We start from the raw sequence: 26,137 nt of genomic DNA, 5'->3' as shown, positions 1-26,137 counted from the left end.
ATTAATTTTAATATATATATCAACATTTTCCAAAGTACCCCAATAATCTAATTTGTAGCACTTACAGAATATGTACAATATTTCGTGAGAAAATTCCTCATTATCATTATCAACCGCATAACAAAAATCGTCATATTGAATATTTAATAGTATTTCTTTTTCTTTTGGTATTACCCAAATCTTAATCTCTCCCTTCTCCTAGTATAATACAATTATATATTGATTATACCAAAAACACAATATGTTATTGTATCTATTGATACATTTTATTCATTATATGTACCAATTGTATGATTTTCTACTTTTCGATACTTTCTCTTATGGCCAAGTATTTTGTAATTTACAACACCAGCTAATACCCTTGACTTTTATATACCTTTACCTTTTATATATTACTATATCTATTAAGTGGCTTTCACCGTCAGGTTTTTACTCATGCTGCCCTACATTTTAAAGCCATCACCTAAAAAAGGTGATGGCTTTTTTATATTGTTTCTTTAGTTTTTCTTAAGTTCACACGAAAATGATTTAGTTAGTGCCAGGAGTGGATATTTACCAATAAGTTCGTAAGTTAGTGCCGGGGGTGGATATTTAGGGGGCGGACATTTACCGGGGGCGGATATTTAGAGCTAGATATTTATTGGACAATGTCCTACTTTTTTTATAGAATATGAACTGTTGGGATTAACCAGATTAAGCTATAAACCCAAAATATCGATCAATACTATTTGAAAAATATATAATATGAATATGATAAAGGAGGAGAAAACAATGCATACAGAAGAAAACAAAATGAGCGTTATGCCTATTAGAAAATTATTAATCAATATGTCAGTTCCCATAATGATATCCATGTTCGTACAAGCCTTATATAATGTAGTAGATAGTATATTTGTGGCCCAAATCAATGAAAATGCCTTGACTGCAGTCTCTCTAGCCTTTCCTGTACAAAACCTTATGATAGCTATCGCAGTAGGTACTGGTATGGGAATTAATTCCCTATTATCACGAAGTCTTGGAGAAAAGAAGTATGAAAAAGCCAATGACACAGCCAAAAATGGGATCTTTTTGGCTTTTCTTAGTTATATAGTATTTTTAATATTTGGCCTTTTGTTTACAAAAAACTATTTTAGATCTCAAACCGATAATCAACAGATATTAGAATATGGAATAGCTTACTTGAGAATTATATCTATAGGATCTATCGCTAAATTTACTCAAATTATATTTGAACGACTACTACAATCTACAGGTAAAACTTTTCATGCTATGATTACTCAAGGCACAGGGGCTATTATAAATATTATACTGGACCCTATCTTGATATTTGGATACTTTGGACTTCCTAAAATGGGGACAGCTGGCGCAGCATTGGCAACTATTATTGGACAAGCTACTGCAGCTTTGATGGCTATCTACTTTAATCTTACAATTAATAAGGAGATTAACATCAACATGAAAGGCTTTAAGCCAAATCTAAATATTATCAAAAAAATATATACTGTAGGTATCCCATCTATTGTAATGATGTCCATTACTTCCGTTGCTACCTATGGAATAAATAAAATTTTAAACAAGTTTTCCTCCACAGCTATTGCTGTTTTAGGAGCATATCTTAAGTTGCAGAGCTTTGTATTTATGCCTGTATTTGGCCTAAACAATGGTATGGTTCCTATTATCGCCTATAATTATGGAGCCAAAAATAAAGAGCGAATTATCAAGACTATTAAACTAAGCATAATATATGCTACCTGTATAATGATAATCGGTCTATTATTGATTCAAATACTACCAGATAAGATATTAGGGCTATTTAACGCATCAGAAGATATGCTAAATATTGGAATACCAGCCCTACGTATCATTAGCCTTAGCTATATATTTGCAGGTATTAGCATAGTTTCCAGCTCCGTATATCAAGCTTTTGGAAATGGACTGTTGAGTTTAATCATCTCTGCATCAAGGCAATTGCTAGTATTGTTGCCTGCAACCTATATATTGTCCTTGTTTGGTAATATAGATTTGGTATGGTGGGCATATCCTATAGCGGAAATAGCTTCAGTAATTTTAAGCATTATATTCCTTAAATATATTTATGATAAAAATGTAGCGCCAATGGATGGATAGGCTCCATGTTATGCCTAGCAAAGTTTAACGATATGATCCTTGTGAACAAGCCAGGAATAAAGACTCCAAGGGTTGGTTCCGCTATGTGTATACTATATAACCACATTCATGATGCTATCTTCTCCCCTATTAACATTTCCTATCTTTGTGGAGATGTTTTTTACTATATCCATATTTGTAATGATAATGGGACTAACAGTAGATCTGCCGCTTTTCCTGATAAAATCCAGGTCTACTTCCAAAAGCTTGTCACCAAGCTTTACCTCATCTCCAACCTTTACATAACTTTTAAATCCTTCACCTTTTAATTCTACCGTATCTAGGCCAATATGGATTAAGATCTCCAATCCATCCTCTGTCTCTATACCTAATGCATGCTTTGTAGGAAAAATCTGAACTATCCTTCCCTGAACTGGTGATACAACTATACCTTCCCTTGGCTCTATTGCTACACCATCTCCTACCATTTTTTCAGAAAATACCTCATCTTCAACTTGTGTGATTTCAATTATATCTCCCGTCATTGGAGCTAAAATTGAAATAGATTTGTCTCTGTTAAATAAATTGAACATCTTAATCCTCCCCATATAATTTCAAAATCGGGCGGTTTCAATTACCGCCCGATTTATTATCACTTTCTAAGCCTTTCTATTTCCTCAGCTACGAATTGTACCTGAGGTCCTACAATAACTTGAATAGTATTTGGTCCAGTAATTTTTACTCCAGGAATATTTGCTTCTTTGATTTTGTTTTGATTTACCTTGTTTTCGTCCCTTACTTCTACCCTCAAACGAGTAATACAATTCTCCACTGAAACTATATTGCTAGCGCCACCTAACCCTTCGTAAATTTTAGCTGCTATGAAAGCATATTTATTTGTTGAATCTAAAGATGCCGCTCCGCCACTATCTACTTCTATCTCTACATCTCCTCTACCAGGAGTAGATATATTCCATTTAACAATCAAGAATTTGAACAAGAAATAGTATATTAATCCAAATATTACCCCTTGTAAAAGCAACATATATGGTTTATTAGCTAGTGGGAGTCTAGAGCTTAGTACAAAATCTATAAGCCCTGCACTAAAACCAAAACCTGCTGTCCAATGGAAGAATGCAGAAATTGCTAATGAAATACCAGTCAATATTGCATGGACAAGATATAATGCAGGTGCTACAAACATAAATGAGAACTCAAGAGGTTCAGTAACCCCAGTTAAGAATGAGGCAAATCCTGCTGCCATCATCAATGATGCTATCTCTTTTTTCCTCTCTGGTTTAGCAGTCTTATATATTGCAAAAGCAGCACCAACTAAACCAAACATCATTATTGGGAAGAACCCAGCTTGATACATACCTGTTATTCCCTTAGTTCCAGTACTTGCCCAGAAGTTTCCAATATCGTTTATATCAGCTACGTCAAACCAAAATACTGAATTCAACGCATGGTGTAAACCTACTGGAATTAGAAGCCTATTGAAAAATCCATACAATCCTGCTCCTACAAAACCTAATTTACTAATTCCAGTACCAAAAGCTACTAGTCCAGTATACACAACAGGCCATATTAAATATAATATTGCAGATACTACTAGCATTGCAGCTGAAGTAACAATTGGTACCAGTCTTTTCCCACTAAAGAAAGCCAACGCATCTGGTAGTTTTACATGGCTAAAACGATTGTACATAGAAGCAGCAACTAATCCTGAAATAATTCCTATAAACTGATTTTGTATTTTCCCAAAGGCTGCATTTACTTCTGCAGGATCAATTCCCTTCATCATGGCAACTGTATCCGTTGAAAGTAGAGTTGTAATTACTAAATAACCTACCAATCCACTTAGAGCAGCTGAACCATCCCTCTCCTTCGCCATACCTAGCGCCACACCTACAGCAAATAGTATTGCCATATTGTCTATGATAGATCCGCCTGCTTTGATAAGAAATGCCGCTAAAGCACTTCCACCACCCCAGCCAGATGGGTCAATAGCATATCCAATTCCCAAAAGAACTGCTGCAGCTGGCAATACAGCTACCGGTAACATCAACGAACGCCCAAGTCTTTGAAAATACTTCTTCATTTTATAAATCCTCCTTATACTTTAACTTTGTATGAAATATCCAATTATAACTATCCTCTACCCTCCTTTCCATTTATATAAAAAAGGCATAAGCAATTTAATACTATTAATCCTGTATTAAAAGCTTATGCCTGATTTGACTCAGTAACACACCTTTATGTTTATTTAATTCTCTCTATATGCAATGCCAAGTATCCCAGTTCATCATCGGATACATGTACATCTTTCATTTTGTGAATATATTTCCCTAACTTTGTAGCTATCTCATAGGATTCACCAAACTGTTCCTTTATCGTATCTAATAACGGGTTCTTAATATGTTTCTGCTCCTCCATCCTACTTATGCTAGCCCGAAGGTGATTTATCAAACGACTATATGTCAATCCAGTATTGTCAATATTAACCGATAATTCCTCTTCAATTATATTTACCAAATCTGTCAAAAATTTTGTATCCTTTATGGTCTCTCCGACTTTTTTACTTTGTCTAGCTGAATGAATATGAAGAGCTATGAATCCTACCTCAGATTCGGAAATATCAACCCCTGTCTCATCTTTAATCATCTGTTCAGCTCTCTTACCAATCCTAAATTCATCAGCATATAAGGCCTTGATTTCATATATAAAGGGATTACTCATCTCTAAGCCCGACTTTATCCTATCTATTGCAAAGCTAATATGATCCGTTAATGCAATATGAATATGGCTATTCAGTGGACCAAATTCCTTTTCAGCCATTGCAATGATCTCTTCACTTACTCCTATGATCTTGCTATCTAATTGACTTATAAGTTGGTAGTATTCTTTCTTAGCACTCTCATCGAAGGCTAAAAATGATTTTTCAATCTCGTTCTCACTCAGTACTGTAACTTGGCCTTCCTTTTTACCAAACCCAATACCCTTTCCAACCAAAACTACTTCTTCTTTTTTTGTTTTATCAAAAGCAAGGATTACATTATTGTTTAAGGCCTTATTAACAATGTATTCTTTTCTTTCCCCCAATTTCCCCACCTCCCTTTAAAGTAAGGATAATAAAAAACAAAAAGGCACAAACCCATATGAAAAATCATTCATATAAAGGTTCATGCCTGATACCGATCAGTAACACACCTATCATATACATTATATATTAAAACAAGGCCAAAATCAATAAGAACCTTAAACTTATTTTATTCTCCTAAGTATTATTTATTCATGTTTATATACTTCTTCAATCCTATTTAGTTTATCAGAATTTTGTTTATAGTCATCAAATAAAGCATCTATTTCTTTAATATTGATTATATAGCATGCCATAAGTCAGTTATTAAATCTTGATATATTATCTCTCGGAATAATATTATAGCATTTTTTACAGAATCTATCAGATAGATCCACTAGTTTATTTGTTTTTTACCACATCAAAATCCATTTCTATTTTTATTAATAATACTAATACCTATAGCTATGAGTACGAAAGGAATTAATATCCTAGCTAATAGCCCAAAGGTGATGGCTACACCTGTAAAAACTAAGACAACCAATGTAAATACAAAAACTAAAATTGTAATCAAACATCCCAATATCATGGCGTTCTCCTTTATTTGTACCTCCGTCCTCAATAAGTTCGTAAGTTAGTGCCGGGGGTGGATATTTTAATTGCATATTTTAAATATACCAAAATATCTACTTCTTTTTATGTGCTTCTATTCTCGTCTTTGAATTCATGCTTATCCATTACTTGTCAAAGTGAAATTTTCCTCTATTTCTTTCAGAAAAGATGGTTTATCTAAAGTATTAAAATAATAAAGCCATATTCTTTCATCCTTAAAAAACATTTGTAATTTCGAAACTAGCTCTTCCTTTGTAGCTAGAACATAGGCCTTATGTCTGCACTCAATACTCAATAAATAAAGATACGTTAAATTTATAAAAAATCTTGCTCTAATCTCAATTGAACTCTCACACCAAATATAATTTATTTCCAAAATTTCAAATATGATTTTTTCTAATTCTTGCAAAAAATCTTCCTGCTGGTTTTTTCTTAACAAAAAATAATAGACGATCATATAAAAACAATTGGTATATATGGGCCCTTGAATATATTTATTTTGTTTTATAAAATCTTTTAAATATCTTTCCCATTTTTTAAACATCTCACTACATAAGAAAAGGCTATTCTCTTCTTCTGATTCGTTCATAAAATTTTCAATAAATAATCGATCATTTTCCCAATCACCTCTATATTCTGATATCCTATAGCTGCTAACATATTTCAAAATAGTTTCCCTGTTAGCCCTTCCTAGCACTCTTCCTAAAATAATATTAAAGTCTTCATAATTACCGAAATAATTTATACATTGGAAAAATAGCTCTTCATTTATAGTCCATAATTGATCTAAAATTGTCCTCATTGCATCTAATACATTATCTCCAAGTCTTTTATTCCGATTATTATCTAAAATCTGATAAATAATCCCTACTAATACCCATTCATTTTTAATATCTTCTCCTAGACCCATTATCAATTTTTCATCATCTTCTAGGGGTTCTATCATTGCAAGGATTTCTAAAGGATCAGTCCTTTCGGAGATTGTTTTTTTAAGAAGAATAGGATTAATAAAAGAAATAAATTTAATCAACCCTCTCATTACTTCTCTAAGACCATAGCCTCTGCCCCTTTTTATAGCCTCTATAAAATCATACACTTTTTTCATGTTTTTTTCTCTAATTCCATTTTCATATTCTTCAAAATATCTTTTTTCATTATAAGGAGCATCATTTGGCATACTTATTTTAATAGATAGTGCCGATAAGAATTCTTTTAGTTTTATCGATAATACTCTTCTTTCCTCTTTAGTAAAATCCTCTATTTCTATCAATTGACCAAAAGAAAGCTCGAAATAATTTAATATCAAAATTCCCTTTATTATTTCCTTGAGATCTCCTCTATTTATACCTTTTGAAATAAAATACTTAGCTGTTATCAGTGCTTTAGCTCCTTCTATGACATCTTGATTGTCTATTTCTTCTACATAAAATCCATACTCATATTTATTAATAAACCCTAACTTTTCATTTAAATATTTATAGGTTTTTTCTAAAGATTTTCCTCCATTTAGAATATCTTTTACCTCACTATTCTCCAGAATAGAATCCAAATATAATAGTGAATCATTTAACTCTAATCTATCAATAGAATTAATTACTTTTTCAGTATAATTTTTAAATAAAACTTCTCTCATTTTGACCTCCAAACTAAACACTCTGGATCTTGAAGTTCTTCCCATAGTTCCATAAAGGCATCTAAAATCATCTTTGCATTGCCGACTTCCTGTAAGATATGATGCTCTTTCCCAAAGGAATTAATGGAAGTTCCTAAAGACCATGCCCTAGGTCTCCTATCTCTCAAAGGAAAGATTATAAACCTATCATGAAATGGCCATCCATATTGATCATGTTGACATCTTAATTCCAAATCTATCCCTAAATGATTACTGCATAATTCAAAATTTTTTATTTGATTTTCTACCCAAGTCCTATATGTTTTTTTGTCCTTAGAAATTTCCTTTTTACCATTAAGATTTTTTTGTTTCTTATAGGAGTTAATAGCTCTCATAGGAACACCAGCTACTTCATAATAATAGATAGTATCCAAAATATCCCTATAACTTAAATAAGGATCCCATAAATAAATACCATCTTCACCATGACGTCCAATTAAAGTTCTTAAATCTTCTAAGGCCTTGTTTCTATCATTTGTTTTGTTTCCATATTGTACAAATATTAAATCTCTTTCTAATCTTTTCTTTTCATTTTCATAAATTCGATTAGAAATCCAATCCGAATGGTCCATTTTATGGGGTTTATCTCTACCTGTGCTATAAACTATTGGAATTTCAATATTCTTAACTAAGTTATCATCCTTGTCAAATGACTTTATAATTCGCGCTTCTTGGAACGCCGAAGATATATAACCTGAAATATGAATGTCCTTCATAAAACTAGCGGAAAAGCAACTTAATATTAACCCATTTTCTTTATTAAATATAATAGTATCATTCATATCATTTGAATTTCCTGTATACAATTCATTGGAATTATGGTTAATTTGGTCAAGTTGATAGAACCCCATAATATTATTATCAAAATGACTACTAGTTTGAATGGAGATCTTATCCAAATCATTAAAAAAAGGATGCCATGCTATTTGTGCTTCCATTCCTTCCCATGAGCTTAATGGTTTTGTATCTAAGGTAAGCATCATACTAGGAAATTGGAAGATTATATTACCAATTCTATCTCTAATATATAGTAAATCAATGGGGAGAAGTTCTGTAACACATTTACATATCTTTCCTAGTAGTTTGTCCGATTCTAATACATCCCTTAGCTCCTGTTTTTCTTGGTCAAAAAATTCTAATACATAGGATCCATTGTAAAAATTATTCTTTAATACAGAGTTAAGTGGCACAGTTTCAGTGCCATCCTTAGGTATAAATTGCTTTGGTAAAGGTTTTAAATTTCCTATAATTAAATCATTTTCATCATAAGCCCATTTATTTTCTCTCAGCAATACAATGAAATCCTTTTCTAATTCTTCTATAGTTCTTTGATATCTTATAATACCTAGTCTATATTGTTTATCTATATTAATAGGCTTATTAGTAATAAAAGACTTTTCATTAGAAATGGACTTTTCTCTTTCTTCAAAAACAACTATGGTATAAAAGTTCTTAGCTTTTTTAATAGTGTTATCATATAAAAATATAGTTGTTATCTCACAACTATTATAAAAACCTAGATTTCCTTTTTCTATAAGTAAATCAAAGTCCCTTTTTACTAATTGTTTTTCTTTATCCCGATTCTCCCTCAAAGCTATCCCACCTTTTCCCAATTAGTATTATTTATAATTATACCAATCTTCTAACTTAACTCAAATATAATATCTAACAAGCTACTTATATATGCTTTATGTACAATTTTTAGGCAAAACAATTAAGCAATTAGAGGTTCAACCTTATATCTTCGTTTTTTAATTCTCAGATAAATTTCTTTTCCCTCTATTTTTCATGATATCAGATGTTTACTACATAAAAAACTCCTCCTAAATTCTCTTATATATATTAAATAGAGAATTTAGGAGGAATTTTCTAATAAATATACTATATGGTCATTCAACAAAATTTATTTCAATACAGGCTACAATATAAAATCCTTTCCTATATTTTTCTATGAACAGCCCTGTCTCCACCTATTAATTTAGGTCTAGTTCGTATCATACTTAAATGTGCTTTACCTATTTCTTTGATATCACTTCTTACAACTACACCTACGCCTTTTAAATGCATGCCAATAAATACATCCCCTATATCGATACCTGCTTGTACACCAACCTTCTCTACTACAACAGGATCATCAAAGGATTCCATGGCTGCAGTAGCAAATCCACCACCAGCAGTTGTTACAGGTATTACATTTACTGTTTCCAAGTTGTGTTTTATAGCATATTCCTTTTCCACAACTAAGGCTCTGTTAATATGTTCACAGCCCTGAACTACAAGATATATCCCTTTTTCCTTTGTAATTGGCACTAATACATCTAATATAGCCTTTGCTACTTCAATATTAGTAGATAAACCTATTGTCTTGCCAACGATCTCACTTGTACTTCCGCCTAATACTACAGCTTCACCTGGCTTTAATTCCGCTGATTCCAATAATTCCAAAAACACCTTCTTAACATCCTTTTTTATTTGTTCTAAATCTATGTCCTTTTTATTCATAAAATTACTCCTTTCAACTTATCCAGATGCAAACAAACACCTATTCCAACTAAGTTTACTATAGTATATATACAATTATAATAATATTATAGCATTTTTTACAGAATCCAGCAGATAAATCTACTAATTTCTTTGTTTTTTACCACATCAAAATCTATTTCTATTTTTATTAATAATACTAATACCTATAGCTATAAGTACGAAAGGAATTAATGTCCTAGCTAATAGCCCAAAGGTGATGGCTACGCCTGTGAAAACTAAAATAACCAATGTAAATACAAAAGCTAAAATTGTAATCAAACATCCTAATATCATGGCATCCTCCTTTATTTGTGCCCTCTGTCCTCAATAAGTTCGTAAGTTAGTGCCGGGGATGGATACTTTGTCGGGGGGCGGATGTTTATATATATCACCTCTCTCATTAACCATATTCTACAAAAATATAGAAAACCCTTCAGCAAAAAGCTGAAAGGTTTTTTATCTATATTTGGTTTATTTCTGCATAGGGTAGTAGGTTCTTCATACTATGGAAATTATCCCATACGAATATCTTGATTCCTTCTGGAACTTTAAAGGTATGGCTAAATTCACCATTTTCATCAGTTGTAACTTCGTTCATTATCACCAATTGGTTCCCGTCTTCTATGACTACTGTTATTGTAATAAATTGAATTGTTTTATAAACAATTGTGGTACAATAGAAAGATTCTATATGCCTAAATTCCCAAAATAAAAAATACCTCCAAGTAGATAATCTAATTTTTAATTAATTAGACTGTCTACTTTGGAAGTATCATATCACCTTAGGATTGGCTCTCCTTTATTTATGTCCTCCGCTCTCAATAAGTTCACCCGAAAGTATATTATTGTTCTATTTTCATTCCCCTTTGCCCCACTAAGTCATGATAGTTAGTAAGTTAGTGCCGGGGGTGGAGATTTTTTATTATTACTTGTGAAGTGTATAGTTTAATAGGTTGATAAACAATAAAACGCTTTACATATTTGCCTGACAGACAAATATAACGAGTATTTTAATGTTTAGTCAAAAGTTCCATATTTCTCGTCATAGTTTCTTATATATCTTCCTTCATATCCTTCGTCTACATAAACATCAATTATTACTCTGTCATAGTCATAGTAGTTGTAATAATAGTCATAGTCATAGTAGTAAAAAATTTTATCTGAGATTCTATCTAAAATATCTAGTCTTTCTTCTTTCCTTAGATCTCTCCATTCACCTCTGTAACTATAAGGGATATCTATATCTAAGTAAATGTTATAGTTATTTGAATCAAGGTTAGATACATAAACATTCCTTATTCCTTCTTTATAAAACTCATCATATACTATATCATCTATATCTCCATCATAAGTACCTCTTCCACTATCATAATAAGTAATACTTAAACTGCTATTCTGTCTTTTATTAAAGGAAAGAACATCTTTTCTTAAATATTCATCATATATGGAACCATAAATATCTAGATTAGTGAATTCTGATGATATGATATCTACTATATCTTCTATCATATCCTTTTTATTATTATGTCTCATTCTAAGCCAAGCACTTTCTTGTCTACCATCTCTCAAATCCATTGTTATAGTAACATCTATTCTACTTTTGCTTTCCTTTAAGATTATGTCAAAATCAGCATCTTCATAGGTACCATATTTACTATTTATCTTTTTCTGTATAGCCTTTAGGTCTTTTTCTTCTACAACATTTTTCTTTAACTTTTCTATTTCCTTTTTTAGTTCGGCTATTTCTTTATCTTTCTTATCAAGTTCTTCTTCATATTCCTTAGATTTAGGGTCAATAATCTCTGCAGTATGGGTTCCATCATCATATTTAACTTCCAAACCCATTAGCTCGGCTATAGCCCTTACAGGAACATAGGAACGACTACCGTATTCTTTAACTACAAAAGCTGGTGAACCATATTTGCTTTCTATTTGGCTAGTTACATCCTTACCATCTACTTTAAACTTAATTCTACCATGGGTAGCAGTAAGCTTTTTATCATAAATATTATTTGCAGCTATAGCCACTGTACTTAAGGCTAATACTAGCAAGATTGTAGTTGCTAGCACCTTCTTATACCTACCATCTTTAAACATAATATCCCTCCCAAAATTTATTATCTTATATATTATTGTATCATCATATTAGGGGTATTTTCAATGGTTTTCCCACGTTTCCATTTTTAACTAATAAATTAGTAACTTAGTGCCGGGGATAAATATTTACTAATTACTTTGAAGAGGGTTTACTAAAGAGCTGGGAAGATGCCAAAAATTTAATTGAGTTAAATGAAGCTGAAGCAGCCGAGGACAATTTTGAAATACCATTTTAAAGGATTATACTAAATAGGCATAGTCCTTTTTCTTTGCAATAAAAAAAGAACCTCACAAGTATTTCTACCTGTGAGGTTCTTCTGTGCAAGTTTAGACAAAAGTCGGGTGGTACCCGGTACCTTTGCGAAGCTTGCTATATAACTAAATATTACCATTTTAGCATACTATTTACAATATAAAAAACAGCACAATTGTTCCAATTTCTAAATTAGCTGTAAAACCATAATTTTGTGCTTAAACAAAAAAGAAAAGACACCCCACAAGTATTTCTACCTGTGAGGTGTCTGGTTTTACTTAGTTCGCAAGTTTCGACAAAAGTCGGGTGGAACCCGGTACCTTTGCGAGGGGGGAAGCTTTATCCCCTCGAACTTGGGTGTTGCTTATTTAAAACTAATTTTATAAATGTCTTCTGCCACAGTTCCATCTTCATTTTCAAGATAAACTTTGATCTCCACTGTTGTCTCTTTTAATTGTCCTAATTTATTTAAACTTGCTCCATCTGGAAGTGCTATAGCTGCAGCCATCTCGAAAATAATAGCTTCTTTTAGTTGAGTTTGAGTAAGACTTGTAATGTCTTTACGATCATTTCCACCATTTACCTGGAAGCCTTTAAGTCCTTCTGTATTTACTAAACTTTCTAATGCCACAATTGCTCCAGTTCCCGAAACATCTTTCACACTTATTTCTTCCTTTACGATGGTTATAGTTGCTTCTTTTGTATCAGCATTATAAGCATACGTTACTATTTCTTCATCAACAGTAATATTTTCTAATGATTTTTCTGCTGCTTTTGCAAAATCTGATTTTAATTGTTCTTCTGCTTCTTTTGTATCTTCTACTGGATATGAGTACAATACAACATTATCTCCAGATTTACTCCAGTCTTGGTGAGTCAAATCTATCTTGTTGTTTTCAAATTTGTTGTTATCTAATAGGTTCTGATAATCAGTTTCTGTTGCTGTGATTGCTTGAACATAATTGCCTATTGATCCTGGCGTATAATTTTGAGCTATTACTATTCCTGAAGATGACCAGTTTGTTACTTCATTTTCATGTCCTATTATATTATTACCTGTTATTACATAGTTTGATAATGGATTATCTTTTTTTGAACTCATTATTTGAATTGCATTTGATAGTCCAGCTGCTTCTCCTAATCCATTAGTGATTGTATTGTTTGTTAAAGTCACATTCTCTGCAAATACATATATCCCTCCACGATTTTTTGAACTCTCTCCATCTAAATCGCCTTTGTTTTGGATTGTTAAGTTATCTATGGTTACATCATCTACTTTTACTATAAATGTTCCATAGACTTTAGCATTTACTCCACCTTTGATAGTAACTGCCCTACCCACATTATAAATAGTATAACCATCTTTTCTATCGTCACTACCTATTGTTCCTTCAATTATGATCTTTGTTACTTTATCATTTGTAAGTTCTAACTTTAAAGCTTCAACACTACTAACCTTTTTACTTACATCAACATCTGTATCCGAAGTTACTGTTCCAGGTTCTTTTCCTGATATCTCAACATCTCCATTTGCTTCCAAATCTGTAATAGTTCCCTCATTATTTATTTGAGCTCCAGCTCCGGTTGCATCTACTGTTATCTTTTCAACTGTTGCATCTGATTCTACTTTGATATTAGCATCCGACTGGACTAATGTGTCTTTAATGTTTGTTTTACCTTTAATTACTACGTGAACTTGATTGTTTGTAGCATTTATAGTTAATAACTCTGTTGCTGTTACATTATTCAAGTATATACTTGCTGTTCCACCTGAAAGTATAACTATATTTGTTGCTGTTACATTATTTAATGTTACTTCACCTGCTGCACCTGAAGTTTGAAATGGATCTATATATATAGTTCCATTTACTACTAGATTTTGTAGTGTTGCATCATTATTTACAGTTAAATCTCCATCTAAAGTTGTTATTCCTGCTCCCGGACCGTATGTTGCATTAGTTGTAATTGTATATGGTCCATCATATGTTCCTACTATATTTAAATCAGTTGGATCATCTACTTCTTCTTCACCATTCCGTGTCTATCTCCACCGAGATTTCGACCGGTCCTCACCGTACGTGCGACTTTCATCGCATACGGCGATTCCTCGATAATATATGTATGTTTGTGTCAAATAAATATTAGATTTGATATCCCCCAATATCAAGATTTAAAAATTCTAAAAAATGATTTCTTACATATATGGTACCATAAAATGGGCCCAAAGTCCAGGTCTTGCCATTAAGGTTTTTAATACACTATTATTTGACATTAATAGCCTTAATAACTTATAATATATTACTTTTATAATATTATCCTTGACTGTTCCTGAATCCTCTAAATAGCCTGGTTGTCTTAAGTTCTCAAATGTAATATTAAGGGATTCTGTAATTGTATATTCTTTAGATGGTAATTTTATTATATCTCCTTCATCAGCGTCTCCAATTGCATCTTGGATTGTGCCATTTTAAGTTTTAATTCTACAATTTTTATGATTTTTTTAATTAATAAATACAAAAAGCCAACATAAGTGGGGGCTTATGTTGGCCATATTATCATTATATAATTTTCACACACATATTACCGACTAGGTTCCTTCGCTCGCTCTTGTTTTATCCTCCCATACTGTTACCAGTACGGTGCAAACGGCAAGAGGTCTACACTACTATGAACCCGCTGAGCCCGTATATGCTTCACTGGCGCTGTTACACCTATTCATATACAGCATCAAACGTTCCATTTTACTTATCCCTTCTTTTGACTACCTTAGGTATCCACTAACGACTTACTTTGCTTAGGTTTAATAGCCTTAATTCTTCCTAAGCCTATGGGGTATTTCAACCCTATAGGTTCATACCAAGCCGAAAGCATAGCTATCAATTTAACAGTATGAACAATCTTTATAAGACGCATAATCATGGATTGGCAATTGTTTACCATAGTAGCCTTTTAAGGAACCCCGCATCCGACTTTCACGGATTACGTCCTTACCTGGCTTCATAGTATTGGCCTAACAGAACCAAGTACTATGCAGGGAGATCAGGCACAAACTCTTATAGGCTATTGAGTTTGGATAGGAGTTTCACCCATCTATTCAGTAAAATAGTTGGAGAACTTTCAAATCGCTTGTCGAATATTCTGATAACTTTAGTTTATATACAAGGGGAAATTTATTTCCCCTTGTATTATAGCTCTCCGTTCTTTTCACCACTACTGGCTTATAGAACAACGTTTCGCACTTTTATTATTCGGCAGTTACTTTTAACACATCAGATTCAACAGTTTTCCCATCTAGTTCAAGAACTACCTTAATATCTGCTGCGAAATTTTCGTCTATTTCAGCCTTAACAACTAGTTTACCATCTTTTATTTCTAGATAGTCTGCACCTTTTACTATTATATAGCTAACTTTAATATCTTCGTTAACTTCTGCATCTTCTTTAAGAAGTGATATTTCGTCACCTATCGCAACATCAACACTAAGTGCTGTGCCTTCATATTTTGCTAACTCTTCAGTTAAAGCAGTATTTCTAGCCTCTTCCAATTCAGCAATCTTAGCTTCTGCTCTTTCTAATTTGGTTACCAATTCCTTGCTTACACTAGCTCCTAATTCTTCTCCTAGTGCTGTAAGTTCTGTTCTTGCTTTCACTACTTTTTCTTTATCTGCTAATTTTAAATCTTTTTCAGCTGGTAATGCTTCGATTAATTTTTCAACCTTTACTACTTTCTCTTTATCTGCTTTTTCCTTGTCTGCTGCTGCCTCTTCTCTTTCATCTTCAACTTTACCTATATACTTTTCAACTTCTTCTATAGCTTCAACTAATTCATCATGAGTTTTTACATCACTATAGTCTAATTTAACTAATTTATCATAAGCTGCTTGTAATGCTTTTTCATTAGCAGTTTCATTATTGCTAATGTCTAATAATTCTTTTGCATCTTTTTCAGCTTTTTCTGCTCTTTCTACTAATACACTATAGTTTGCACCAAACTTATATGAAGTTTCTTTATTTAATCTACTTCCGTCTTTGTCTTTTAGTGTATCTAAAATTCTTAGTTCTTCATATCTATCTGGGTTGAATTCTGGTAATATTAAAGTAACATCTTTACCATTTCTTTCAGTTACTATGTCACCGCCTAGATCTTTAACGTCATATCTTGCACCATTTGTATGTTTGAAGATATAGTTTGTTGGGTCTTCTGCTAAAGTTCTATCTACAGCTTTGTTGAATTCGATAGTTATTTCAGTCCTAGCTTTCGTTTGTGCAGATACATATACATCTACAACTTTGAATGCAGTTGTTGCTGGCTTAATATCAAAGTCAACATAATCTCTGTACATTTTGTTTCTTAATGAGCTTGCATCTACAAAGCCTACTACTTCTAGGATGTAGTTATAGTCTTTGTCCTTGTTGTTTACTTTTAGACCTGATAATTCAACAACAATAACATCTTCTCTATCTTTTTCATATTCAACTGAGTCTATTTTGTGCTCTAAAATATTTCTATTTAATACTTCTCTTTCATATAAAGTAAAGTGATCTTTTGCTACAAATTTAGTTTTTGAATTTCCTTCAAAACTACCTTTAACATCTTTGTTAAAGTATAATTTTATCGTAGCTGTCCCCTTTGGATCTGTGTATACTTTTTTGTCTATTATTTCTGGTTCTACGTTGTCTAATACTTCTCTAACTTCCATTGTAGTTTTTTCCATTGCAACTTGTGAATGGTTTTCAACATCTACTATAGTTACAACAGTTCTTCTTGGAAGTTCATCTTTAAATGTATAAACAACTCTATTTGTATCTACTTTTTCAGCATCTTCTGCATATATACTGTGTCTTCCAGATTCGTAAGAAATGTTTCCTACATACACTCTGCTGTAGTAAGCATCGATTGAGTTGTTGTAGATATCTTTGTCAAATACTACTTCTACTTTGTTTCCTCTTCCTATAACATCTACTACCTTTGGAGCTTCTGCGTCTTTCTTAACTTCTATTTCAAATTCTTCTTCTACTGATTTATATCCAGCATAGTCTTCTAAACCTTTAACAGTTAAAGCTTTGGCATTTTCTGGGAATGATGCCTTGTGATATGGTGTTAAAATTATAGCTCTACCATATTGTTCAACTTCCATAGCAATGTTCTTGCCATCTACTAAGAAGTTTCTTTCTTTAACGTTAGCAACTGGTTCTGAAGTAATTACTTTAATACCATATTCGCCAAGTACTACTACTTCTTCAACTTTTGGTATAGTATTGTCATTAGCTTTGAATTTAAATTTGTTGTTTATAGCTTTGTCTATACCTCTAATTACTAATTCATATTCTCTACCTTTTACTAGAGCTTCTTTTAATAATAGAGTAACATTGTTTCCTTCTAATGTAGCTTTTTCTATTACATTTCCTGTTAATTTGTAGTTGTTAGCATCTGCTAGTTTTTCTTTGTCTGCTAATTTAGCATTTGATAATTCAACTACAACTTCTTTTAAGTTTTCAGTATATACTTCTTCTACTTTTAGTTCATCTGGTTCTGGCATTTTGATGCCTAATTTTTCTGCTAAAGTTTCGTCTGAGTCTTTCATAGTAACACCAAGAGCGTTATATGTCATAAGTGACATTTGGCCTCTTGTAACTGCTGTAGAGTTTTCTACTTTTACGCCTTCTAGAATACCTAATTTCTTAGCTTCTTCTAGAGCTTTTGCGTATCCTTCTACATCAGCTACTTTGTCATTGTATCCTAATGCTCTTAATAGTACTGTTGCATATTGTTGAGCAGTTACATCTTCGTTAAAACCAAATCTTTCTGCTGTATGTCCTTCGATTAGGTTGTTAGCTACTGCCCATGCAATTATTGGTCTGTAGTATGGATCTTTAAAGTCTGTGAATGTTAAATCTTCTGTTGGGAACTTTTCTGCTTCCTCTTCTGCCCCATGTAATCTTGCTACCAATACAACCATGTCTTGTCTACGAAGGTTGTCTTCAAGCTTTAAGTCGCCGTTTATACCTTCGAGAACTCCTACTTCCTTAAGGAATGCTCCTGCTGCTTCTTCTGCAGTTTCTTCTGCAGCAAAAACAAATGAGAAGCTTCCAAGGATCATTACTACTGCTAATAGTAGTGATATTCGTCTCTTCATTTTTCAAAGACCTCCTTTAAATTTTTTAAAAATTTTGTCTTCATAGTTGCAAATATGTATTATTTGCAGTCTATAAAGTATTATAGCATTAAGGTATTGCAAGGTCAATATCCTATCTGCTATTGTAATCTAATTGTAATATTACTAAGGGGAGTGGATACCCCTTGTATGCTATCATTATACACTATTTTTAGTTGGAATACTATTACAATTATGTTACAAGTATATTTCAATTCGCAATTGTCAGGGACTATTTTGTCAACAGTTCTATTGCCTTCTGTAGTTGTACATCCTTGTCCCCATCTTTGTTTTCTACTATTATATCTGGTTTGATTCCTTTTCCATTTATGTTTCTCTTATTTGGGGTTAGGTATTCGGCTATGGTTAGTTTCATGCCGTCCCCTTTTGGTAGAGATACTATTTGCTGTACTGTACCTTTCCCATAGGTGGGGACCCCTACCACAGTGCCAGCTTTCCTGTCCTGGACTGCTCCTGCGAATATTTCTGATGCTGAGGCGGAGTTTTCGTTTACTAGTACTACTAGTTTGTATTTAGCTTTCTTTAAGTTAGAATAGTAGGTTCTAATGTTGTCGCCTCTATATTTTATATGGACTACCGGTCCTTCTGGTATAAATAGTCCAGATATGTCTATTACTTCTCCTAGAAGTCCTCCAGGATTGTCCCTTAGGTCTAATATTATACTGGAAATTCTTTCTTTGTCAAGTTCCTTAAGGGTTGCTGCTACTTCATCATAACTACATTGGGAGAATTGGCTTAAGCTTATATAGCCTATATTCTTGTCCAATATTTTATGTTCTACCGTCTTTACTCTGATATTTTGCCTAGTCATAGTGAAGTTTTTAGGTTTTTCTTTGCCTCTTTGAACTTTTATATTTACTTTGGTATTTACTTCACCTTTGATTAAATCTACTACTTCCTTTGTAGTTAAATCCTTTATGTCTTGTCCATCTACTGCTAGGATTATGTCTCCTGATTTGATTCCAGCCTTGTAGGCTGGTCCACCTTTAATAGGTTCTGTGATGATGATTTGTCCATCTTCTTCCCTTATATATACTCCTATACCCACAAAGTCTCCCGTTATATCATCTAATAGGGCGTCAAATTCCTCCTTGGTATAGTAGTCGCTGTTTTCATCAAGGTAGTAGAATAGTCCTCTGATGCCACCTTCTATCAGCTGTTCTTCCCCTATATCATGGACATAGTTGGTTTTGACCAAGTCCATGATCTGAATGAAATAGCCTAGGTCTACTGGATCACCAGCTATAGCTTCCCCATAGACTGGTAAAGGTAGAAGGGTGGATATGGATATGATGGCTACTAATATTAATTGAAAGATTCTATTCTTTATATATCTCTTATCTCTCATGGTAATACCCCCTAAGTTTTTACTATTGATATAGTCTTATCTTTAATGTAGTAGGTTCTCCATATCTTGTCAACACATAGTAATGGTCAAAACTTTTAACATCAAAGCCTTCATTGATTATTTCCAATCCCTTAGGTGCATATAGTTTTATCTGTTGTAGCCCTTTTCCTTTAAGATGGATTAGTTTTAAGTCCTCTTCCTCTTCTATATCTACTGGACCGTTTATCCTTATGATATGGGGTTTGTCTTCTTCAGTAGATTTATATACTTTAACTTTTTTATTTAATCCTAGATATAGGTTTTTCCCATGTCTCATGTATATTTCTCCATCAGTAGATAGTTGATGGTTGATGAGATTTTCTCCTGGTTCAAACTTTATTCCTGCTATATTACTATCCGATTCTATAGTATAGCCTTGGCCATCCTCTACTATATTTATATTGCTATTCATGACGGATTTAAATATGTCAAACATTTGAGGTTCAGTCATGAAGTTGTAGTCCTTTTCGTTTCTGATTTTATCTAACACATTAGCTTTATATCTTAGATCTTTCACCCATCCTTCATCGTTCATGGCATATTCTATATGATAGAAATGGCTTATAGGTAGATCCAAAGTGGATATGTTTTTATAGGCCTTTTCCATTATAGGTACGTGAGGTGCTGGGGAAAATAGTATGAAGTCTTTCCCATCTAGTCCCTCTGATAATTTGAAGGGGATAGACCATATATAGTCTTTAGATAGACTAGGCTCTCCAGCATTTCCATGGGGCCTAAAGCCAGAGTTCCACTTGATCCCTTGTTTCATTTGACTACCAAAGGATTGGGTAGCGGATATATTGTTTACATTCCAGGTGTGTTGATTGGTTCCTGGATTTTCCCAAGGGATACCATAGTATTCAAAGGCTTGTTTGTGAAGTTCCAGTTCCCTTACTTCTTGGGTATGGGATTTGAATCTATGGAAATACACATGGGGATATATATCTATATGGTTTTTCTTCACATATTCTATGGATTCCCTTAGCTCCTTTTCATAGGGGAATAGAGGGGAATCTATAGGGGTAGGTAGTCCAAACTCCACCTGACCTACCAATAGATCTACCTTTCCATCCCTATTTATATCGGCAAATTCTGGTACGGAGTAGTAGCCTCCCCATAGTCTTTTGTTGCCGTGGGAATTGTAGGTTTCTCCTTCTAGGTAGCCCTTTAGGATTAGTTTAGGGTATTGAATATTATATACCCTTATATATCCAGTGGCATCTCCTAGAATTAGTTCTAGTTTTCCATCTTCGTCTATATCGTATAGGGTAGGAGCTAAGTTTTTGCCAAAGTTGGCATTGCCTTTAGAATCCTTTAGCAGTACCCCTTCCTTTGGAAAACTTAAGGTATTGTTCACCCATTTACCCTTGTGGAAGTATAGATTTCCCTTAGCATCTCCTACTACTAAGTCTGGAGTGCCGTCTCCATCTACATCCCCCAAGGTAGGGGCTAGATTTTTAAGGTTTTTGTTTGCTATAAGGACATTGGCCTTTTTAAAGGTCATGTTCCCTTGATTTGTATATAGATGTACCTCTCCCTTTCCATTGCCTACTATTATATCCATTCGTCCATTCTTGTTTATATCATATAGCACTGGTGCTGAATAGGAGCCTAGATGGATTGGGTTTCCTGCTGTATCCTTCAATCTGGTCTTTTCTTCATAGTTTATCCCTTCTCCTTCTTCCTTTCCTAGGAATAGGTATAGGTATCCATCCTGACTGCCAGAGACTATATCCAATAGGCCATCTCCATTTAGGTCTCCTACAGTAGAATAGGCTCTATAGGGTAGATTAATATCTGCTCCCAGGCTTTTGTAGTCGTCGTATTTCTTCAATGCTATATAGCCTTTGCCACTATTTAGATGTTTTCCTGATGAGTAGTGGGAGTTTTCCTCTTCTCCTTTGAACCTTGGATTTGTATCCTCTCCAATATTGGTGTGGAGCACTATGCTCTCCTGCCAATGTCCCCATTCATATGGGGAACGAGCTAAAGAGAAAGATGGTGTCTGATGGTATTCCTTCAGTAGATCCGTCCATCTTTCCATGGTGCCATTGCCCATGGCAGAGGTTACTTCAAAATGGTTTTGCCATGCCATGGCTGGTCTTCCATAGGGACCTAGCACCTTCTTTGCTGCATATCCATATAGTTCCTTGGATACAAAGGCTGGAAATTCGTTTCTAAATAAAAAATTACCTGTAGCAAAGGTAAAGCTAAAGTAGGATTGGGATTCATCCTTTCTTCTCATGTCAAATCCAGTGATGAAATCCTGATTTGGCAGCAGGCTATTGGCATAGAATACATAGCCTTTACCTACTTGGTTTAAGCTGTATAAGGCTAAATCTCCACTATAGGCTAGTGGAGTAGCAGTAGAAGGTATGAGTCCATGGCCTTTATCCAAATCCTTTAATGCATTGTCGTTAAAAAAAGCCACTATATCTTCATGAAATAACTTTAATGTGTTTTGTATCCCTTCTAGATTTTCTCTAACCTTCGGATACTTTAAATTTTTAGGAAAGACTTTTAATTTTTGAAAGCTTTCTGCCCCTAAAAAATCCAAAGGGAATTCGTCGTAAAAGGGATCTTCTAGAAATAGATATCCTCCTCCATTTACATACTTCATTATCCTATCTTTGGAATTGTTAAATATATCCTTACCGATGATGGATCTGTCTAGATAGACCATGTGGTATTCAGACAAGTCCACTTTATCTAAGTTGTTTAAGGATATGGGCTCCACCTGTAGATTAACTACCAAAGACTGTTTGTAATTTTGGTATATGTCTAGATAACTGGATGAAGAATTATCATAGATTATTAGAGTTTTCACCTTTTGCTCTTCCTCCAATCCCATTGCATATATGTTTGCGCTAACAAGTATAAGTGCTATGGTTAATATTAGTGTAAGCTTCCTCATGTCTTTCCTCCCCGTTTTTAATTATTTAGTATGTTTTCCCTGTAGTCTTGCTTCAGATCCTCCTGCATATAGTGGATTAATTCTACTATCAGCTTTGCCGATTCTCCATTGGTAATCTCCCTATTGGGATAGAAGTAGTCTGCCCCTTCTAGTATGTCCAGTTGTCTTGCTACATATATATTGTCCTTTGCCCAGGCAGGTATGCTTTTGTCGTCTTTAAACCCTGTGGTATAGTTTTTGTTTGTAGGGGCTAGGTTCTTGAACCCCAGGAGCCTTATGGCGATGGTATAGGCTTCGGCTTTCGTTAGTGGAGCATCTGGTTTGAATTTATTTTTGTCTATACCTACCATTATACCTCTTTTTCCTACGGTTTCAATATAGTCAAAATTCCTATGATTGGTTTTTACATCTTTAAACATTGGAGGAGTAGGCTCTTGTTTTCTTCTACCTCTTTTCCTTTTAGGTTCTTCTCTTTCTTCTATAGGTATATCCATGGATTTGACTATCATCTTTGCAAAATCCCCTCGGCTTACAAAAGTGTCCGGTCCTATGTATTCGTTGTTTAGTGGTAGTCCTTCCATACTGGCCAGTAGGAATAGCTCTTCTTCGTATCCATGCCCCCTTATATCCTTAGCTTGGGGGATGTTCAATCTGGTGATGATAGGCACCGTGTCTATAGAAAAGGAATCCTTCCCTACATTTCTTCCCTTTTGTATCTGGTCTCCATTCATCCTAGGCAGATCGTAATCATATTTTAATACATTTTCGTGTTGCTCCGTAATGGTAACTCCTTCCCTGAAGCTGATCTGTCTCGGAATGTTTTCCGAATAGGAATAATCCTTGGTCTTGTTGTAGGACGCTTCTACAGTGGCGGTGCCTTGCCACTTTCTGTCTGGATTAAGTCTATCTTCTCCATATATTACATATTCTATGGTTTGGGTTTCCGTAGCAGACCAGGGGCTATCGTAGCCTACTAGTTTACCTTGGGTTTCTACCGTTACGGTTTCTTCCCCTCTACCGACGGTGTATATCTTTCTAGCTGCCACATCTCCTGCATAGTAGCTGAGGAGGGGAGTATTGTGAGTGATGGTCCCTTGGTTCCAAGGGTAGTCATCTTTTCTAGCTTCATATCGCTTTCCATCTACGTCGATAGTCTCCCTATAGCTGTCCAAGGTTCTATTTATGCTTATTTGATTGCCCTTTGGCTCTAGATGGGCAGTCATCTTTATGGTTCTAGTCAATTTAGCATCTTCCTTAGGATTGTCCAATTTATAGGTATAGGTTTCCGTAATGGTATTGTCCTTTTCCTTGGACTTGATGGTTAAGGTTCCTTCCATTACTATAGGCTTTCCCGTTACGAATATTACTTCCTTGTAGGTGTTTTCGTTTTGGATTCCCCCTTCATAGCCGGGGATATTTATGGCTAAAGTGGATAGGGGGGTTAGTAGTATAGCGAACATCAACATATAAGATATGAGCTTTTTCATGATTTTCCTCCTTTAATTTAGGCGACCCGAAGGTCGCCTTTTAGTCCTCAATCAATATTACATAACCTTTATCCAAGGACGATTCTTTATTTTTTATTATATAAGCTTTAGCTCCTTTTCTCAAGGCATATATCTTGTCTTCAGGTATGGGAATATCATTTAGTAAGATTAAGCCTTGATTTATATCTACTTCTTCATCCTTTCCATTTTCCCAACGATTGTTTAGGGTGTTGTAGTTTTTCACCTTGGTAAAGTTGATGGTGCCTTTGTCATAGTCTATTTCCTCTATCTCCCCTATGGTGGAGTAGGTGGTGTTTACATTTTGCCTATACTCGTTTATGTGAGGAGTGATGTTTAATCCTAGTAGTTCCTTTCCAAAGGCCGATTCCCGTACTATAAAATAGGCGGTCTTGTTTTTGTAGAAATTGCTCTTCACCCTTTCCCTTAGTCTTGGATCCTTGATGTCATTTACATTTATATATCTAGAGGATATGAACTGATTAGCTGGGATAGTCTGTTTTAGTTGGCTATCATATATTAGGGTATCCTCCGATAGCTCAAATCTTTCCGATTCCTTTAGCTGGGTCCATTTGTTGTTGGTAAGCTTCATATGATCTAGCCTATAGTTTAGCTTGCCTATCTTTACTTCGTATTCGTATATATCCTCTATCTTACCTCTATATACTACCAATTTAGTATCGTCTATCCTATCATCTAGTATGGATGTGCCTTCTATAGATACGAAGCTAGCTACGGTATTGCCCATTATCCTATCGGCGTTGACGAATACATCTTTCTTCCTATCTATATTGAGTACATCTACTAAGCGATTATTTTGGATGACTATGGTTCCTGGATGGAAGTGGATTAGGTTTTTGTTTACCACCATCTTGCCAGTACCATATTCTATATCCTCTACAGTAGCTTGATAGTTTTGAGGGGAACCTTTTTTGATTTGCAATTTGGCTATGTTTTTGTTCCCATAGGCTTCATCATAGGCTATATAGGCTTCTTGATTTCTATAGTCTTTCAACTTCCTCAAAGGTATGATCTCTCCGCCATTGTATAGATTATCCTTTGATAGCTTTAGGCTTAGTATGTTTTCCCTAGAGGTCTCCCACCCTTTTCCTTCCTTATATATACGAGGGGATTTTATATAGATTATCTTTTTCTTTTCATCTACCGAGTGGATCTTCCCCCTTAGGATTCCAGCTATATGTTTTTCTTCATCTTGAACCCTAAGACTACTTACCTCAGCTGAGTATATATCGTCAAAGGTTAGTACTACCTTGTCTCCAGGTTTTACTTGGAATAGATTGGCCATGCCTCCATTTTTGATTATGGTGGTGGCTGGGGTTATCCTGTATTTTTCCCTGCCGGATTTACCCTTTATTTCTATTTGGTTTTGGGAGATAAATAGGACATCTCCTGATTTAAATCGATTTCCAGGCATTATGTAACCGTATCTTTCTGGATCCTCCTCTGGATAGGCTATTATCTTCTTAGCATTTTTTCCTTCTAGGGTTATTTCCACTTCTTGACCAAAGTATAGATCCATGAAGTCCACCCATACTCCTTCTATGGATAATATAGTAGAGGGAAGGACTTTGGCTGTATGCCTTTTGCCATTGTAATCTAATATGATTATTTGGTTTTGTTTGAAATTTAGCCCTTCTATGGTTCCCTTAATGGTCTGAACAGAAGCCTTTTTAGGGGCTCCTGCATATATTGTGGAATTAAAGGTCAGCAGAAGGACTAAGCATAGTATTAGGATTGATATGGTTTTTCTCATCTATTCAGCCTCCTTGGGACAGTGGGGACAGTTCTCCCCG

Annotated in this window: 18 protein-coding genes; 1 reads left to right on the top strand and 17 read right to left on the bottom strand. The window is 34.1% G+C overall.

Features of this window, described 5'->3' with window-relative positions; all coding sequences use genetic code 11:
- Positions 1 to 771 precede the first annotated feature (771 nt).
- Entirely contained in the window at positions 772 to 2,127 is a 1,356-nt protein-coding gene (locus C3E88_RS00490; protein ID WP_236908085.1) for an MATE family efflux transporter, read from the top strand.
- 92 nt (positions 2,128 to 2,219) lie between these two features.
- Here the strand turns inward: C3E88_RS00490 and C3E88_RS00485 are convergent, their stop codons facing one another.
- The 17 genes from C3E88_RS00485 to C3E88_RS00405 form a co-directional block, all read right to left on the bottom strand.
- Positions 2,220 to 2,699 (bottom strand): PTS sugar transporter subunit IIA, encoded by a 480-nt coding sequence (locus C3E88_RS00485; protein ID WP_336513042.1) that lies wholly within the window; start codon positions 2,697 to 2,699, stop codon positions 2,220 to 2,222.
- A 59-nt stretch (positions 2,700 to 2,758) separates the two neighbouring features.
- Positions 2,759 to 4,207, bottom strand: coding sequence for an N-acetylglucosamine-specific PTS transporter subunit IIBC (gene nagE, locus C3E88_RS00480; protein ID WP_236908083.1), 1,449 nt, complete (start codon positions 4,205 to 4,207; stop codon positions 2,759 to 2,761).
- A 161-nt stretch (positions 4,208 to 4,368) separates the two neighbouring features.
- A complete protein-coding gene (locus C3E88_RS00475; RefSeq protein WP_236908082.1) occupies positions 4,369 to 5,208 on the bottom strand; it encodes a PRD domain-containing protein in 840 nt (279 codons plus the stop codon).
- 398 nt (positions 5,209 to 5,606) lie between these two features.
- Entirely contained in the window at positions 5,607 to 5,774 is a 168-nt protein-coding gene (locus C3E88_RS00470) for a hypothetical protein (RefSeq protein ID WP_236908081.1), read from the bottom strand.
- Positions 5,775 to 5,915: 141 nt separating this feature from the next.
- On the bottom strand, positions 5,916 to 7,430 hold the full coding sequence (locus C3E88_RS00465; protein WP_236908080.1) for a hypothetical protein: 1,515 nt from the start codon (positions 7,428 to 7,430) through the stop codon (positions 5,916 to 5,918).
- Positions 7,427 to 9,061, bottom strand: coding sequence for a VPA1262 family N-terminal domain-containing protein (locus C3E88_RS00460; RefSeq protein ID WP_236908079.1), 1,635 nt, complete (start codon positions 9,059 to 9,061; stop codon positions 7,427 to 7,429). Before C3E88_RS00460 ends, C3E88_RS00465 begins: the two co-directional genes overlap by 4 nt.
- 346 nt (positions 9,062 to 9,407) lie before the next feature.
- On the bottom strand, positions 9,408 to 9,971 hold the full coding sequence (locus C3E88_RS00455; protein WP_236908078.1) for a TIGR01440 family protein: 564 nt from the start codon (positions 9,969 to 9,971) through the stop codon (positions 9,408 to 9,410).
- Between the two features lie 147 nt (positions 9,972 to 10,118).
- Positions 10,119 to 10,286: a hypothetical protein gene (locus C3E88_RS00450; protein WP_236908077.1), complete on the bottom strand. Its 168-nt coding sequence runs from the start codon at positions 10,284 to 10,286 to the stop codon at positions 10,119 to 10,121.
- Between the two features lie 166 nt (positions 10,287 to 10,452).
- Positions 10,453 to 10,590, bottom strand: coding sequence for a hypothetical protein (locus tag C3E88_RS00445; protein ID WP_236908076.1), 138 nt, complete (start codon positions 10,588 to 10,590; stop codon positions 10,453 to 10,455).
- Positions 10,591 to 11,009: 419 nt separating this feature from the next.
- Positions 11,010 to 12,089, bottom strand: a complete 1,080-nt coding sequence (locus C3E88_RS00440) for a stalk domain-containing protein (protein ID WP_236908075.1) — start codon at positions 12,087 to 12,089, stop codon at positions 11,010 to 11,012.
- 617 nt (positions 12,090 to 12,706) lie between these two features.
- Positions 12,707 to 14,092: a hypothetical protein gene (locus tag C3E88_RS00435; protein ID WP_236908074.1), complete on the bottom strand. Its 1,386-nt coding sequence runs from the start codon at positions 14,090 to 14,092 to the stop codon at positions 12,707 to 12,709.
- Between the two features lie 1,016 nt (positions 14,093 to 15,108).
- Positions 15,109 to 15,282 (bottom strand): hypothetical protein, encoded by a 174-nt coding sequence (locus C3E88_RS00430; RefSeq protein WP_236908073.1) that lies wholly within the window; start codon positions 15,280 to 15,282, stop codon positions 15,109 to 15,111.
- A gap of 304 nt (positions 15,283 to 15,586) precedes the next feature.
- On the bottom strand, positions 15,587 to 18,478 hold the full coding sequence (locus C3E88_RS00425; protein ID WP_236908072.1) for a PspA/IM30 family protein: 2,892 nt from the start codon (positions 18,476 to 18,478) through the stop codon (positions 15,587 to 15,589).
- A 250-nt stretch (positions 18,479 to 18,728) separates the two neighbouring features.
- Positions 18,729 to 19,865, bottom strand: coding sequence for a S41 family peptidase (locus C3E88_RS00420; RefSeq protein WP_236908071.1), 1,137 nt, complete (start codon positions 19,863 to 19,865; stop codon positions 18,729 to 18,731).
- 22 nt (positions 19,866 to 19,887) lie between these two features.
- Entirely contained in the window at positions 19,888 to 22,818 is a 2,931-nt protein-coding gene (locus tag C3E88_RS00415; protein ID WP_236908070.1) for an FG-GAP-like repeat-containing protein, read from the bottom strand.
- Between the two features lie 17 nt (positions 22,819 to 22,835).
- Positions 22,836 to 24,305, bottom strand: a complete 1,470-nt coding sequence (locus tag C3E88_RS00410; protein ID WP_236908069.1) for an S-layer homology domain-containing protein — start codon at positions 24,303 to 24,305, stop codon at positions 22,836 to 22,838.
- 40 nt (positions 24,306 to 24,345) lie between these two features.
- Positions 24,346 to 26,097 (bottom strand): hypothetical protein, encoded by a 1,752-nt coding sequence (locus C3E88_RS00405; RefSeq protein WP_236908068.1) that lies wholly within the window; start codon positions 26,095 to 26,097, stop codon positions 24,346 to 24,348.
- Positions 26,098 to 26,137 lie beyond the last annotated feature (40 nt).

Source organism: Clostridium sp. Cult3 (assembly GCF_021655115.1).
Classification (GTDB): domain Bacteria; phylum Bacillota; class Clostridia; order Tissierellales; family Tepidimicrobiaceae; genus PPXY01.
This window is presented reverse-complemented; position numbering and strand designations above follow the sequence as displayed.

What these genes read in the sequence shown, in the direction of transcription:
- C3E88_RS00490 (WP_236908085.1), top strand. Translation starts at nt 772, where the DNA reads ATGCATACAGAAGAAAACAAAATGAGCGTTATGCCTATTAGAAAATTA.
- C3E88_RS00485 (WP_336513042.1), bottom strand. Translation starts at nt 2,699, where the DNA reads ATGTTCAATTTATTTAACAGAGACAAATCTATTTCAATTTTAGCTCCA.
- nagE (WP_236908083.1), bottom strand. Translation starts at nt 4,207, where the DNA reads ATGAAGAAGTATTTTCAAAGACTTGGGCGTTCGTTGATGTTACCGGTA.
- C3E88_RS00470 (WP_236908081.1), bottom strand. Translation starts at nt 5,774, where the DNA reads ATGATATTGGGATGTTTGATTACAATTTTAGTTTTTGTATTTACATTG.
- C3E88_RS00465 (WP_236908080.1), bottom strand. Translation starts at nt 7,430, where the DNA reads ATGAGAGAAGTTTTATTTAAAAATTATACTGAAAAAGTAATTAATTCT.
- C3E88_RS00455 (WP_236908078.1), bottom strand. Translation starts at nt 9,971, where the DNA reads ATGAATAAAAAGGACATAGATTTAGAACAAATAAAAAAGGATGTTAAG.
- C3E88_RS00450 (WP_236908077.1), bottom strand. Translation starts at nt 10,286, where the DNA reads ATGATATTAGGATGTTTGATTACAATTTTAGCTTTTGTATTTACATTG.
- C3E88_RS00445 (WP_236908076.1), bottom strand. Translation starts at nt 10,590, where the DNA reads ATGAACGAAGTTACAACTGATGAAAATGGTGAATTTAGCCATACCTTT.
- C3E88_RS00440 (WP_236908075.1), bottom strand. Translation starts at nt 12,089, where the DNA reads ATGTTTAAAGATGGTAGGTATAAGAAGGTGCTAGCAACTACAATCTTG.
- C3E88_RS00430 (WP_236908073.1), bottom strand. Translation starts at nt 15,282, where the DNA reads ATGGTAAACAATTGCCAATCCATGATTATGCGTCTTATAAAGATTGTT.
- C3E88_RS00425 (WP_236908072.1), bottom strand. Translation starts at nt 18,478, where the DNA reads ATGAAGAGACGAATATCACTACTATTAGCAGTAGTAATGATCCTTGGA.
- C3E88_RS00420 (WP_236908071.1), bottom strand. Translation starts at nt 19,865, where the DNA reads ATGAGAGATAAGAGATATATAAAGAATAGAATCTTTCAATTAATATTA.
- C3E88_RS00415 (WP_236908070.1), bottom strand. Translation starts at nt 22,818, where the DNA reads ATGAGGAAGCTTACACTAATATTAACCATAGCACTTATACTTGTTAGC.
- C3E88_RS00410 (WP_236908069.1), bottom strand. Translation starts at nt 24,305, where the DNA reads ATGAAAAAGCTCATATCTTATATGTTGATGTTCGCTATACTACTAACC.
- C3E88_RS00405 (WP_236908068.1), bottom strand. Translation starts at nt 26,097, where the DNA reads ATGAGAAAAACCATATCAATCCTAATACTATGCTTAGTCCTTCTGCTG.